The sequence below is a fragment of the Paenibacillus piri genome (genome assembly GCF_004354045.1).
GTDB classification, from domain to species: domain Bacteria; phylum Bacillota; class Bacilli; order Paenibacillales; family NBRC-103111; genus Paenibacillus_S; species Paenibacillus_S piri.
In genome coordinates this window covers 1-14,702 of record NZ_SMRT01000007.1, presented here as the reverse complement: position 1 = coordinate 14,702, position 14,702 = coordinate 1, and the positions used below count along the sequence as shown (strand labels likewise).

General features: G+C 51.7%; 11 protein-coding genes and 1 pseudogene. 7 read left to right on the top strand and 5 right to left on the bottom strand.

The window, feature by feature from the left end; genetic code table 11:
• The first annotated feature begins 12 nt into the window (after positions 1-12).
• The gene (locus E1757_RS15710; protein WP_133229737.1) at positions 13-1,395 is read left to right on the top strand and encodes a glycine--tRNA ligase; all 1,383 of its coding nucleotides are present in this window, start codon (positions 13-15) and stop codon (positions 1,393-1,395) included.
• Between the two features lie 98 nt (positions 1,396-1,493).
• Here E1757_RS15710 and E1757_RS15705 read toward each other — a convergent pair whose 3' ends face one another.
• Entirely contained in the window at positions 1,494-2,681 is a 1,188-nt protein-coding gene (locus tag E1757_RS15705) for an acetoin utilization protein AcuC (RefSeq protein WP_133229735.1), read from the bottom strand.
• Between the two features lie 150 nt (positions 2,682-2,831).
• Entirely contained in the window at positions 2,832-3,467 is a 636-nt protein-coding gene (locus E1757_RS15700; RefSeq protein ID WP_133229733.1) for a GNAT family N-acetyltransferase, read from the bottom strand.
• Between the two features lie 240 nt (positions 3,468-3,707).
• On the opposite strand from E1757_RS15700, the gene acsA reads away from it, so the two are divergent.
• A complete protein-coding gene (gene acsA, locus E1757_RS15695) occupies positions 3,708-5,426 on the top strand; it encodes an acetate--CoA ligase (protein WP_133229731.1) in 1,719 nt (572 codons plus the stop codon).
• Positions 5,427-5,535: 109 nt separating this feature from the next.
• Here the strand turns inward: acsA and E1757_RS15690 are convergent, their stop codons facing one another.
• Positions 5,536-8,697 carry a transglycosylase domain-containing protein gene (locus tag E1757_RS15690; protein ID WP_133229729.1) on the bottom strand — a complete coding sequence of 1,054 codons (3,162 nt, stop codon included), beginning with the start codon at positions 8,695-8,697 and terminating at the stop codon, positions 5,536-5,538.
• Positions 8,698-9,312: 615 nt separating this feature from the next.
• On the opposite strand from E1757_RS15690, the gene tyrS reads away from it, so the two are divergent.
• Positions 9,313-10,572 (top strand): tyrosine--tRNA ligase, encoded by a 1,260-nt coding sequence (tyrS, locus tag E1757_RS15685; RefSeq protein ID WP_133229727.1) that lies wholly within the window; start codon positions 9,313-9,315, stop codon positions 10,570-10,572.
• A 204-nt stretch (positions 10,573-10,776) separates the two neighbouring features.
• Here the strand turns inward: tyrS and rpsD are convergent, their stop codons facing one another.
• Positions 10,777-11,376, bottom strand: coding sequence for a 30S ribosomal protein S4 (gene rpsD / locus E1757_RS15680; RefSeq protein WP_133229725.1), 600 nt, complete (start codon positions 11,374-11,376; stop codon positions 10,777-10,779).
• 346 nt (positions 11,377-11,722) lie between these two features.
• Between rpsD and E1757_RS15675 the strand changes: the two genes are divergently transcribed.
• The 4 genes from E1757_RS15675 (at position 11,723) to E1757_RS15660 (ending at position 14,391) form a co-directional block, all read left to right on the top strand.
• Entirely contained in the window at positions 11,723-12,310 is a 588-nt protein-coding gene (locus E1757_RS15675) for a TVP38/TMEM64 family protein (RefSeq protein WP_133229723.1), read from the top strand.
• 36 nt (positions 12,311-12,346) lie between these two features.
• A complete protein-coding gene (locus E1757_RS15670) occupies positions 12,347-13,462 on the top strand; it encodes an aminopeptidase (RefSeq protein WP_133229721.1) in 1,116 nt (371 codons plus the stop codon).
• A gap of 142 nt (positions 13,463-13,604) precedes the next feature.
• Positions 13,605-13,853: an HPr family phosphocarrier protein gene (locus tag E1757_RS15665; protein ID WP_133229719.1), complete on the top strand. Its 249-nt coding sequence runs from the start codon at positions 13,605-13,607 to the stop codon at positions 13,851-13,853.
• Positions 13,854-14,103: 250 nt separating this feature from the next.
• Positions 14,104-14,391 carry an Fpa/YlaN family protein gene (locus tag E1757_RS15660; protein WP_133229717.1) on the top strand — a complete coding sequence of 96 codons (288 nt, stop codon included), beginning with the start codon at positions 14,104-14,106 and terminating at the stop codon, positions 14,389-14,391.
• A gap of 142 nt (positions 14,392-14,533) precedes the next feature.
• On the opposite strand, the pseudogene E1757_RS15655 reads toward E1757_RS15660, so the two are convergent.
• Positions 14,534-14,702 (bottom strand): annotated as a pseudogene (locus tag E1757_RS15655) (IS5/IS1182 family transposase); the annotation flags it as partial.

The window sequence follows — 14,702 nt, the reverse complement described above, 5'->3', positions numbered from 1 at the left end:
GAGAACGATTTTATGACAGTTACAATGGATCAAGTAGTAGCGCTGGCGAAGCACCGCGGCTTTATTTTCCCGGGTTCCGAAATTTACGGGGGATTGGCGAATACGTGGGATTACGGCCCGCTCGGCGTCGAATTGAAAAATAATATTAAGCGTGCCTGGTGGAAAAAGTTTATCCAGCAATCGCCTTATAATGTCGGACTGGACGCGGCGATATTGATGAATCCTCAAGCCTGGGTCGCTTCCGGCCATGTCGGCAATTTTAACGATCCGATGATCGATTGCAAGCAATGCAAAGCCCGCCACCGCGCGGATAAAATTATCGAAAACGCCTTGAACGACAAAGGAATCGAAATGGTTGTGGACGGCCTCTCGTTCGATCAGATGATGGACCTGATCCGTGAGCATCATATTGTCTGTCCGGATTGCGGCGCTTTTGATTATACGGATATCCGGCAATTCAATCTGATGTTCAAAACGTTTCAGGGCGTAACCGAGTCCAGCGCCAACGTCGTCTATATGCGTCCGGAAACAGCGCAAGGCATTTTCGTCAACTTCAAAAACGTACAGCGGACAATGAGAAAAAAGCTGCCTTTCGGTATCGGCCAAATCGGCAAAAGCTTCCGCAACGAGATTACGCCGGGCAACTTTACGTTCCGTACCCGCGAGTTCGAGCAGATGGAGCTGGAATTTTTTTGCAAGCCTGGCGAAGATATGCAATGGTTCGAATATTGGAGAAGCTTTTGCTTTGAATGGCTGCTCAGCCTGAATTTGAAGGAAGCGAATATTCGCCTGCGCGACCATTCCGAGGACGAGCTCTCCCACTACAGCAACGCGACAACGGATGTCGAGTACAAGTTCCCGTTCGGCTGGGGCGAGCTGTGGGGCATTGCAGACCGGACCGACTATGACCTGAAGCAGCATATGACGCATTCCGGCGAAGATTTCAATTATATTGATCAGGAATCGAACGAGCGCTACATTCCTTACTGCATCGAGCCATCGTTGGGCGCCGACCGCGTTACGCTCGCATTCCTTATCGACGCTTTCGAGGAGCAGCAGCTGGAAGGCGACGACAGCCGCACCGTGCTTCGTTTTCACCCTGCATTGGCGCCGGTCAAGGCTGCGGTATTCCCGCTATCGAAGAAGCTCGCTGACGGCGCGCAACAGATTTTTGCCGACTTGTCCGCGCATTTCATGGTCGATTATGACGATGCCGGTTCGATCGGCAAACGATACCGCCGTCACGACGAGATCGGCACGCCGTTCTGTATTACTTACGATTTTGAGTCGGAACAGGACGGCCAAGTAACGGTTCGCGACCGCGACACGATGGAACAGACCCGGATGCCGATCAGCGAGCTGAAGTCGTTTATCGAAGCGAAAATTCAATTTTAAGCTGCATCATATTAGAGCCTGCCGACACTTGAAGGAAGTGTCGGCGGGCTTTTTCAAATATCCGGGCGCATCCGCACCATAATGAACGCAAAGGCTGTTTACGGCACGTAGAGGAGCGCGAGCTCCTTCGTCTGCCGGTTTTTGAGCGTGATTTCATCGCGCCGGGGTATCGGCTCGAGCGCGTCCGGGCCGTCAAGCCACGCGGACGGCAGCTCGAACGGGCTTAGGGGCTGCCACTGCGCCAGCCATGCCGGCGGCAGCCCCGGCGCCTGCTGCGGCTCATCCATACTGGCGGCCAGCGGATGGCCGCTCATTTCGAGCCACAGCAGGCTCCAGGCGCGCGGTACGACGCGCCAAATGTCGTAGCCGCCGCCGCCAAGCGCCACCCAACGCCCGCCGCAGTATTGGTGGGCGAGCCGGTGGATCAGCTGCGGCATGGCGCGGTAAATGCCCATGCTGCAGTGCACATGGGCCAACGGGTCGAAAGCATGGGCGTCGCAGCCATGCTGGGAGACGATCAGGTCCGGCTTGAAATGGGCCGCGACCCGGGGCAGTACCGCCTCGAGGCATTCCAGCCACGAGGCGTCCTCCGTGTACGGCTCGATCGGAATGTTGATCGAGGTACCGAATGCCGTGCCCTCGCCGCGCTCGTTTACGGCTCCTGTGCCGGGAAATAAATATTTCCCGGTCTCGTGAATCGATACCGTGCATACATCGGGATCCGAGTAAAAGCTCCACTGCACGCCGTCGCCATGATGGACATCCGTATCGATATAAAGCACGCGCAATCCGTAACGGCTTTTGGCGTGCTGAATTGCCGCGGATACGTCATTATAGACGGAGAAGCCGGAGCCTTTGCTCTGGAGGGCGTGGTGCAAACCTCCTCCCAGGTGAAGCGCATGCTCCGCTTCGCCGTTCATCACGGCGTCAATAGCGCGTACAGAGCCGCCGACAACCATCGAGGTGATGTCGTGCATCCGGTAAAAATAAGGCGTATCCTCCGTATCCAAACCATAACGTCCGGCCCGGCTTACCCATGAAGGGTCCGGCGACGACTCGCTGAGCGCCATGACGGCTTCTATATATTCGCCGCTGTGTACGGCCAGCAGCTGTTCCATGGCTGCAGGGCCGGGCGGAACGATGCAGTCGGCGGGCAGCGCATCCAGCTTGCGCAGCAAATCTACCGTCAGCTGCAGCCTTTTTTGATTGAACGGGTGTTCATCGTTGAAATGATATCCGGTCTCGGATTCGTCATAAATAAACATGGCATGTTTTTGGTTCGTCATAATTTCAACTCCCGAAGGACGATCTAAACGAATTGTACGGCGGCTCCTGCTTTATGAGCCCGTGGGGGTCGCCGGTTGTTAAAGCTTGATCCGAAGTATTGCAGTAATCCGTAAATGCCTATCAGCGGACATGCCGTCGGGACATGCCCGTCAGTACATGAATCTTTGCCTGAAGCGCACCCGGTCGAACTGTTCCACCGAGCTGAGGGGCACATCTTTGCCGATCCGGACCATCAGGCAGTTGGCCGGGTGCGAGCAAATTTCCGGGTCGTCGGTCGCAAACCAGACCATATCGACGGATTTCATCAGTTTCTCCATCATTTTCCGATATTCCCATAAATTTAGGCCGCTTTTATCCAAATCCCAATGCCAATAGTATTCGGTGGTGAAGGTGATCACGTTTTCCATTTGCCCGCCTTCAAAAGCAAGCCGGATCAGCTGTTTGCCGATTCCGTATCCGCGGAAATCATCCGCTACCTCAATAGCGCCGAGCTCGATCAAATCCTCCATGTTGCCGTAAGACCAGTGCTCCATTTCATCCGCGTAATGAAACGTCACGTAGCCGACAATTTCGGCTTCAAGCCTTGCCGCTATTATCCGGCCCTCGGGCAGCTCCGCAATTTCCACCAGCGCTTCGAATTGCTCCTTGGGCCTGCGAAACGCGTCCAGATCGGGATGCATCCGGTATTGCCTTAATTGTTCCGGAGGAACGGGGCCTTCGATGACAATCGATTTTGCGTCGCGATAAGGGATAAGTCGGGAATGATAACGTTTGATATGTTCCATAGCGCTGCAGCTCCCTTTTTAAAACATCCGGTCGGCGTCGGTCCTGCGATTTCAAACCATGGTATTCTTGGTACGTACTATAACAAAAATCAGACAACAATTAAAGCGTTAAGAAAACAAATAGTCGGAAAATCGAGGATATGGTATAATATGCGGTGTAAAAACTACATCATTTCCTGGGGCATGTTGTAAGCGTTTCATTGATATGCGGAAAATGATGAATCAGGAGGCATAAGTTGTATGGATCATACGAATGTTGAAAGCATTGAACCCGTTTCCACATCATCCAATATGAAAAATTATGAGCAGGAACGTGCAAGCTTCAGCTGGGAATCGGTTGAAAAGCAGTTCTCCTGGTCGACGACCGGCAAGGTGAACATGGCTTATGAGGCGATCGACCGCCATGCCGATGCCGCGAGACGGGATAAAATTGCGCTTTATTACAGCGACGACAAACGCGATGAGAAGTACACCTTCCACGAGATGAAGCTGAATTCCAACCGGTTCGGCAATGTGCTGCGCAAGCTTGGCATTGCCAAAGGCGACCGTATATTTATTTTTATGCCGAGAACGCCCGAGCTGTATTTTTCATTACTCGGTTCGATCAAAGTAGGCGCTATAGTAGGCCCGCTGTTCGAAGCGTTTATGGAAACGGCAGTCAAAGACCGCCTGCAGGACAGCGGAGCTGTCGCGGTCATTACAACGCCTGCGCTCGTGTCCCGCGTACCGGTGAACGAGCTGCCCGAGCTGAAGCATGTTATCGTAGTCGGCCAGGATATCGCCGCGGGCCAAGTCGATTTTTACAAGGAAATGGAGCAGGCGTCGGACGAACTTGACATCGAATGGGTCGACCGCGAGGACGGCTTGCTGATCCATTATACATCAGGCTCGACAGGAAAGCCGAAGGGCGTGTTTCATGCGCATAATGCGATGCTGCAGCATTATTATACCGGCCGCGTCGTACTCGATTTGCAGGAAAACGACGTGTACTGGTGTACGGCCGATCCCGGCTGGGTAACAGGCACCTCCTACGGTATTTTTGCCCCCTGGCTGAACGGCGCGACCAATGTGATCCGCGGCGGCCGATTTAGTCCGCAGGATTGGTACGGCACCTTGGTCAAATACGGCGTCACCGTATGGTACAGCGCGCCAACCGCGTTCCGCATGCTGATGGGAGCGGGCGACGATGTCGTTAAGCAATACGACTTGTCATCGCTTCGTCACGTTCTCAGCGTAGGCGAGCCGTTAAATCCGGAAGTTGTCCGCTGGGGCATGAAAGTATACAACCAGCGTATTCACGATACGTGGTGGATGACGGAAACCGGCGGTCAGCTGATCTGCAACTATCCGTGCATGACGATTCGTCCTGGCTCGATGGGGAAACCGCTTCCGGGCGTTGAAGCGGCGATTGTCGACGATGCAGGCAATATATTGCCGCCGTACCGGATGGGCAATTTGGCGATCAAGACGCCGTGGCCTTCCATGATGCGCAAAATATGGAACAATCCGGCCAAATACGAGGAATATTTCCGTATATCCGGCTGGTATATTTCCGGAGATTCTGCTTATAGCGATGAGGATGGTTACTTCTGGTTCCAGGGAAGAATCGACGATGTGATCAATACCGCAGGTGAGCGCGTCGGTCCGTTCGAGGTGGAAAGCAAGCTCGTTGAGCATCCCGCTGTTGCAGAGGCCGGTGTTATCGGAAAACCCGACCCAATGCGTGGCGAGATCATCAAGGCATTCATAGCGCTGCGCGAAGGATACACGCCTTCCGACGAGCTGAAGGCCGAAATATCCAAGTTTGTGAAGGAAGGCTTGTCCGCACATGCGGCGCCTCGTGAAATCGAGTTCAAGGATAAACTGCCGAAAACGCGGAGCGGTAAAATTATGCGCCGTGTTCTCAAAGCGTGGGAATTGAATTTGCCGACAGGCGACTTGTCCACGATCGAAGACTAATCCGATTCGAAAGTATCCGTCATTTGACGTCATGACCAACAAACACCCTGGAGCCGGGAAGCACTCTTGCGAGAGTGTCATCACGGTCCAGGGTGTTTGCTTTATGAGGTCATTTTTTGAAATGAATCGATGCGGTCGGTTTCGATTCGCCGATTTCGTTAACGGCCGTAATTTTGTAATAACCGTCGTAGGAGGTGGCGAAGTAACGGAATTCCGTACCTTTATTCACCGTGCCCAGCTTGGTGAAGTCTCCTTTTTCTTGTTGACTGAAATATACGACATACTCTTTGACTTTATCTTTTTCCGCGTTTTCCTTCCAGTTGAGCACAATGCCTGCGCCGTTGGCCTTGACCGCCAGGCCGGCCGGTACGGACGGAGCTTCCTTTGCCTTACCGGAGACCGGAGGGCCGCCTGTTTCCGAGCCGGTTCCGTTAGTGTCTTTTTTCGCATCGCCTTTACCGTTAGCCTCGCCGCCGGGCTGCTTGTTATCCGGATTGATCGCGCCATTCTCATCCGGTGTGAGGAACAGCGTGTCTAAGCTGCTACCGTCCGTAAACGAGGCTTTGCTCGGTACGGATTCTCTGCCCGCTACATCGACTGCCGTTACATAATAGCCGAAAACGCCGCTGCCGCTGGCTTGGTCGGTAAATTTCGTTTCGGCTCCGGCTTCCACCACTTTTCCGCTAACGACTTTAAAGCCGCTGTTGTTGGCGGAACGGTACAGCCTGTAGCCGACCGTATCCGGGCTGCCGCCGGCCTGGAACGTAATGACGCTCGTATCGCCCGAGCGGGTAGCGACGACGGTTGTAGGAGCGTTCGGCGCTTTTCCGTCGTCCACCCGCGGATCCGTCTCGGTTGGCGCATCGTCATCGTAATCGGCAGGGCGGTACCGGTCGATCGAACGGCGGCGATCCTCCGGCACCTTGCTCATAATTGCCGACAGCTCGCCAAGTATCGTATTAATCGATTTTTCCCTTTTGATTACCGTTTTTTGCTGAACGAAATCTTCCGGCGTGTTCGGCTGTGCGATGTAATTGATGCCGTTGTACGGGATGATCGACAGCTTCGTAAACACGTTGTCTTCTTCAGTCGGGATGTATTTTTTATTAAAAATATCGGTTGTCAGCTTGCCGGATTTCGTCGTTTCTTCGCTTGGCAGTTTGCCGGAGTATGCAGATACCGTCATTTCGACGATGCCATCCGGACGTTTGAATGTCTTCGTCGGGAAGTAATCCGGCTTCTTGTCGATCGCGGCGTCCATGACGAGCGCCCAAATATTTTTGGCCCGATTGGTCCCGCCGGTCGCTTTGCTCAGCTTGTTAATCGGTGAATCGTAACCGGCCCAGACACCCAATGTAATATCCGGCGTATAGCCCATATACCAGGCGTCCGCATCGTCCTGGGTCGAGCCGGTTTTACCGACGATCGGAATTTTTCCGTAGTGCTTGAAATTTTTCATCAGGTCCGTCGCAGTGCCGGACGTAACAACCGTACGCATCATATCCGTCATAATATATGCGGTTTGCTCGGAAAATACGGTCGTCGGCTGCAGCTCGTGATTATATACGGCCTTTCCGTTGGAATCCGTAATTTTGCTGATCATGAAAGGCTCGTTGTAGACCCCTTTGTTCGCGATCGAGGAGTAGGCGTTCGTGAATTCCTTGACCGATACTCCGTATTTCAGGCCGCCGATGACGCCGGTTTGCGCGTAATAGTCGTCCTTGCTGATCGACGAAATGCCGAGCTTTTTGGCAAAATCCCACGCCTGCTCGATGCCGACGACGTCCAGGAACAGCTTGATCGCCGGAATATTGTACGATTGGTTCAGCGCTTTGCGCGCCGTAACGAGTCCGTGAAATTGATTATCCCAGTTTTCCGGAATATGATAGCCCTTGGAGCCGTCCTTCAAAATGACCGGCACATCGTCGATGATGGACGCGGGAGATATCGCGCCTTTTTCAATAGCGGGTATGTATGCGGCAATCGGTTTCATTGTTGAACCCGGTTGACGGAATGCCTGGGTGGCGTGATTCAGCTGCTCTTGAAAAAAGTCGCGTCCCTCGATCATGCCGAGTATGGCGCCCGTCTTGCTGTTGATCATGACCGCTCCGATTTGTTCCACGCCTTTCTTCGGATCGTCGGGCGAGAAATTATTCGGATTTTCGGAGATTTCATGCATCGATTCATAAATATCTTTATCGATCGTAGTATAGATCTGATAACCGCCGCGGCTTAGCTGCTGTTGGGCGTTTTTCAACGCCTCGTTGTAGGCGTCCGCATTCGACGTTGGCGTCAGCTTCGGATTTTGCGCCTTGAGCAGCGCTTTGGCCGCTTCCTTCTCAACCTCGATCATCAAATACGGATAGGTTGAATACGCTTTTTTGACCCGTTTGGCCAATGAGCCCTGAATGTCGAAACTGAGCGCCTCCTGGTACTGCTGTTGATTGATTTTGCCTTCCTCCAGCATCCGCCGCAGAACGAGCTGCTGTCTTGTAATGGCCCGCTTCAATGCGGCTCCGTCGACCTCGCCTTTGCTCGTAAAGGCGGAGTAATTGCTTGGCTGCTGCGGCACGCCGGCCAAATAGGCCGCTTGCGCGATGTTAATGTCTTTCAAGTCGTCGATGTCGAAGATGCCTTTGGCCGCCGCCTTGATTCCATACAGATTATAGCCCGAAGAACCGTTTCCGTAGGGGATTTTATTCAAATAAGCGAGCAAAATTTCATCCTTGGACATCAGGCGTTCCATCCGCATGGCCAGAAAAATTTCTTTCGCTTTCCGGCTGTCCTCCCGGTCCAGCGTCAGGAAGACCCGTCTCGCGAGCTGCTGGGTGATGGTGCTTCCGCCGGTTTGGATGTCCTGCCTCATCAGTTTTTGGACCACGGCGCGAGCAAGTCCTTTAAAATCGATCCCGCTGTGCTCGTAAAAATGGTTATCCTCAATCGCAAAAACCGCATCGAGCACTTGCTGGGGAATTTCCTCGAGTTTGGCCATCCGGCGGTCTTCGTCGGAGCGGATTTGACCGAGAATAGACTGGTCATTGAAATAAACAAACCCGGTTATCGCATTTTCCTGCACTTGGGCTGTCATCGATTCTTTGCTGCGGATCGGGTCTTCCTTGACGAGTGCGGATACATAACCGAAAGCGGCGGCGCCGCCCAAAAATCCGAAAATGATTCCTGCTATCAAGAGCCATTTACAAGTAATGAGGGTATACTTGGCAATAGTCCAAATCACAGCAGCGGCTTTTTTTTCCTGTTTCTCTGTCTCCATACTGTTAAAAGTTCCTCCCGAATTATGAAACATACGTAGCCTATTATACCATACGGGTACTGCTGTGACACTAGCCCATCCTGTCAGATTGCTCACAATGGGGTTTGACACTTGTCCCGTCATATGTTATAAATCTTGTAATCGCATATAAGTCAAAATGCAATGATGGACCAGCACCGCTGCGGCAAGCAGCTGCAAGGTGCGACAGTAGAGGTAGGAGCCCAGCTGACAGAGAGCCGGTGGATGGTGCGAACCGGTGTTGACCTATTCTCGAAATACCGTCCTGAGCAGGGGAAGGGAACGCAAGCGAACGACTCATCATCGGGTCGGGCTCAGCTGCCATTAGCTTCCTGCCGGGTTAGCAGCCCGTTATCGAAATGAAGTGAAAGCAGGTCAGGAGCGTTCCGATATACGGAGCTGCCGGCATTGCTTTAATTAGGGTGGTACCGCGAGCAGCAGCCTTCTCGTCCCTTGTGGATCGAGAAGGCTTTTTTGGTTGTAAAAAAGTATAAATTTTGCACTTTGCTTCGCACAACCTTGATAAACGCGCTCGTCCGCCAGGGACGGCGAAGCCGGTTAACCCGGTATTTTTACGAAACACAGGAGGCCAAATCAATGAAGAAATGGGAAGAGCTTACAGCAGATCAACAGCAGGAGGTCAACCGTCAACTGGAATGGATTCGTCGCGGCGTGGTCGAAATCGTTCCGGAGGACGAGCTGAAACAAAAAATTATCGGTTCGGTCGTTTCGGGCAAGCCGCTTAACGTCAAGCTGGGATTGGATCCTTCGGCCCCCGACATTCATATCGGGCATACCGTCGTGCTGCACAAGCTTCGACAGTTCCAGGAGCTGGGGCATCAGGTGCAATTAATTATCGGCGACTTCACGGGACGAATCGGAGACCCGACCGGGAAGTCCGAAACCCGCAAACAGCTTACGGAAGAAGATGTTAAGCGCAATGCGCAAACGTATCAGCAGCAAATTTATAAAATTTTGGATCCGGACAAGACGAAGCTGTTTTACAATGCGGAATGGCTGAGCCCGCTCAATTTCGCCGAGGTGGTTCAACTGTCCGCCAAGGTTACCGTTGCGCGCATGATGGAGAGAGACGATTTTTCGAAACGGTATTCCTCAGGCCAGCCCATCCACATCCACGAGTTTTTCTATCCGCTTATGCAAGGGTACGACTCGGTCGCGCTGAAAAGCGACATCGAGCTTGGCGGAACCGACCAGAAGTTCAATCTGCTGATGGGCCGCACGCTGCAAAAGGAATACGGCGCCGATACGCAAATCGCGATCATGACGCCGCTGCTCGAAGGACTTGACGGAGCGAACAAAATGAGCAAAAGCCTCGGGAACTACATCGGGATTGACGAGGAGCCGAATCAAATTTACGGCAAAGCAATGTCCGTTCCGGATGAGCTTATGATCAAGTACTATGAGCTGGCCACTAATATTTCGAACGAAGCGCTGAAAAGCTTGCGCGACGGTCTGGCGGACGGCACCGTGCATCCGCGGGATGCCAAGATGCAGCTTGCGCAAACGTTCGTGCGGATGTACCACGGAGAGCAGGCGGCTCAAGATGCCCAGCAGCATTTCGTCACCGTATTCCAGCAGCGTGCGCTGCCGGATGACATTGAGGAAGTCGTGCTGCCGCAATCGGAGCTCGACGAAGGGAAAATCCGGATCGTGAAGCTGCTCGTGACGCTCGGTCTGCAGTCTTCGAGCAGCGAAGCCAGGAGAAGTGTGCAGCAGGGCGGCGTCCGTCTGAACGAAGTCAAGCTCGAAGACTTGAACGAGGATCTGGTTCCGCAGGATGGAGACATCGTTCAGGTAGGCAAACGCAAATTTGCGCGGATCAAGCTTGGACAATAACAATAAGAATGCTGCTGGCCAAAAGGCCGATCGGCCCAAGTATTCGATATTCCGCAGCTGTGCGCGAGCCGTACGGAGAACCGGACACGAAGAGACCGCAAAGCCCCGAAGGGGACAAGCGGTCTCTTTGCTTCAGCTCCGCTGAACAATTCTGATATTATAAAAAAAGCCTTGCCGGCCGGGGCCAGCAAGGCTGAGTCGTTATTAACGGCTGTAAAACTCGACGATTTGCTTCTCGTCAATTTCTTGAGGAAGCTCGGAACGTTCCGGAAGACGCGTATATCTGCCTTCCAAAGCTGCGTCGTTGAATTCCAGGTAAGCCGGCAAATAGTTGCGGTTGGCCAAGGCTTCTTTGACAGCGGACAGGTTGCGGCTTCTTTCGCGAAGACTGATTACATCGCCAGTGCTGACAATGTAAGAAGCGATGTCAACCTTTTTGCCGTTTACGGTTACGTGACCGTGGGAAACCAATTGACGCGCGCCGGCGCGGGAGTGGGACAGACCCAAACGGTATACGAGGTTGTCCAAACGGCTTTCCAGCAAAATCATGAAGTTTTCACCGGCAATACCTTGCTGCTTCGTCGCTTTGTCGAACAAGTTGCGGAATTGCTTCTCGTTCATGCCGTACATGTGGCGAAGTTTTTGCTTTTCTTGCAATTGAACGCCGTAGCCGCTCATTTTTTTGCGTTGACCCGGGCCGTGCTGGCCTGGAGGGAAAGGACGTTTCAATTCTTTTCCGGTGCCGCTCAGGGAAATGCCCAGACGACGGCTCAATTTAAATTTAGGACCTGTGTAGCGTGCCATGTATAATGAGCTCCTTTTTTTCCACAATAATGGGTTAGTGTTAGTTAATGATCTCGGGTGAAGCATGTGCCCGATTTTGTTTAAAGCGTTGGACGTATAAATGCCCCGTCCCGCACCTGCCAGGAATCTCAGCCGCTGTCCTGTCAGCAACAAAATCAGTGAGGGTGACACAAGCTTCCACCATAAACATGTCCCCGGGGGATATGTTTATTCTCGACTTCTAATTCTATAAGAATATATATAGCCGTGTCAAGTATGGCGGCCGGTTTTTGCAGCAGAAAATAGTCAATATTATGAAATGAAGGAAAGAAAGTGTTACAATAGGCTTGGAAGGGATGTGTTGTTCTTGGTCAAATGGAATGTCCACCACTTATCGGACATCCTGAATACATGGGGAGTCTGGGGACATCTGGCCGGCGCATTACTGGCTTTTGTGCAGACGCTCTTTCCGTTTGTACCTTTTGTCGTCGTTGCGGGAGCTAACGTGCTTATATTCGGTTTCTGGTGGGGGTTTATCGTCAATTACGCCGCCTCCGTGTTGGGAGCCGTCACCGCATTTTGGTTCGCACGGCGATTTGCCCGCAGCTGGGTGGAGAAAAAGCTGGAGAAATACGCGTATTTGAATAAATTGAACGACAAGCTTGAGCGCAGCGGGTTTATGTATATTTTCATCCTGCGGATCGTTCCCATCCTTCCTTCCTTCGTGATCAACATGGGAGCCGCGGTGATGAAGATCCGAAGCCGCGATTTTATATTGGGCACCGTTTGCGGCAAGCTCCCGATGATTTTGCTGGAGTCGTATATCGGTCATGATCTGCTCTACTTTCATCAAAATAAACGCAGACTGTTATTGCTGTCGGTCGTGTTCATCGGACTGATCCTCATCGGCAACAGCTTTAAAAACAAGTGGTTCGGCAGCAAAACAAAAACATAAACATAATCAAATCCAAAACAAAAGGAGACGATTGCCATGCGCGATCCGCGATTGCAGGTGTTGGCCCAAAATATTGTCGGTTATTCCCTGGATGTTCAGCCGGGTGAAAATGTGCTCGTCGAAATGATCGGCTCGGAAAGAGAGTTTGTCGTGTGTCTGGTTGAACAAATTTATGCGAAAGGCGGCAACCCTTACATACAGCTGACGGATCCGACCGTTCAAAGCGCACTGCTGCAGTCGGCCGGCAAGGCGCAGATCGAGCATATGGCCGAGCTGGACTTGAAAAGGATGCGGGATATGCAATGCTATATCGGAATTCGCGCCGGATCGAACGTCAGCGAAATGTCCGACGTGCCGGAAGCGCAAAAAAAATTGTACGACACCTATTTTCAAAAACCGGTTCATTTGGAGCAGCGGGTAAAGAAGACGCGTTGGGTCGTCATGCGCTATCCTAACGCTTCAATGGCCCAATTGGCCAATATGAGCACCTCGAAGTTCGAAGATTTTTACTTTAATGTATGCAACCTGGATTATGCCAAAATGTCGTCGGCGATGGACCCGCTGCAGCAATTGATGAACCGGACGGATCGGGTGCGCATTGTATCGCCGGGGACCGATCTCAGCTTCTCGATCAAGCAGATCGGCTCGGTGAAGTGCAGCGGCAGGCGCAACATCCCGGACGGCGAAGTATACACGGCGCCGGTTCGCGATTCCGTCAATGGGACGATTGCCTATAATACCCCTTCGGTGCATGCCGGAGTCACATTCGAAAATATCCGCTTCCGGTTTGAAAACGGCAGGATCGTCGAGGCGACAAGCAGCGATACGCAAAAAATTAACAAAATTTTGGATACGGACGAAGGCGCACGCTTTATCGGCGAATTCAGCATCGGCTTTAATCCGCATATTTTAACGCCGATGAAGGATACGTTATTCGATGAAAAGATTGACGGCAGCCTGCATTTTACACCCGGTCAAGCCTATGAGCAGGCCGATAACGGCAACCGGTCGGCCATTCACTGGGATCTGGTGCTGATCCAAAGGCCGGAATACGGAGGCGGGGACATTTATTTCGACGACGTGCTGATCCGCAAGGACGGGCGGTTTGTCATACCCGAGCTGGAAGGATTGAATCCCGAGCATTTGAAATGACGAGACCGCTGCCGCCAACTCGCAAATAGTCCGGCCTATTGAGCAAAAAATGGTTGCGTGTTATGGTTTTCCAAGGTAAAATCATAAAAAGAAAGCGATTTACAAATGAGTACAAGTAACATAACGCATGGAGGGATTCAATATGTCAAGTGCCAATAATGCAGCTATAGTAGAAATTTCCCAAACCGCCAACAAATTCAGATCATCCATTGTTTTGCAGTACGATAATAAGTACATTGACGTAAAAAGTATCCTTGGCTTGTTCACAACCTTAGTGACCAGCAGCAATTATGACCTCCATGTTCACGGTCCGGATGCGGAAGAAGCCAAGAAGGCGATGGCGGACGTATTTGCCAAGCATAACCTTCATATTAACAGTATTCTCGACTAATGCGGCATTTCAAAAAAGCATTTTCATCCTTAGGGGTGGAAATGCTTTTTATTTGTTCAGGAAATTTTGCACAGCAGGCTCTTGTAGATTGCCGTTAGCCCCCCCGAAGCAGTTGGAATATGCCCAAGAAAAACGGTTTCACTTTTGAGGGGGTTCTGTTTTGGCAGTTCCGGCTATGGATTCTCTTGTGTATTGCGCCGATTTCGACTAATATTAAGCTATGAACATGCAGGTACAAGGGGGAAGCTTGATGTCATCATCCGAATTGTTGCTTAGCCTATCGCAAAAAGCGCTTCATCTTCTTCAGGAAGATGCCGATAAAATTGAAAAACTCATCGAAGTGCAGATGGAAAATTTGACAACGCGCAAATGTCCGCTGTACGAAGAGGTGTTAGATACGCAAATGTACGGCTTGTCCAGAGAGATCGATTTCGCCATTCGCGCCGACCTGATTAACGAAGCTGCAGGCAAGCTCATCTTGGTGAAGCTGGAACGAAATCTGGCCGAGCTGTACGAGGCCTTAAATAAAAAAGAGTAGCCGCTTTTTACGGAGGCCACTGAAGAACTTACTGTTTTTCTTCTTCGGCGGCAAATTCATAATCAAAGAAGACATCTACCCAATTTTTTTGGGGAGATGTCTTCTTTTTTTTGATCCTATTCGGGGATATCAACCCTAAATTTCAATCCGTTAATTTCAATATTCGCTTGAGATTCACTGCAAATATGGCCATGGCTCCTTGCAATTGCATACCAAGCAAACCCGAGGATGTGGCTACATCGTACCCGTGTCCGTGTTTGAGTTCACTGTTTTTGGCTTCTATTTTGTAGCGTTCCTTGGCTTTTGCTTTG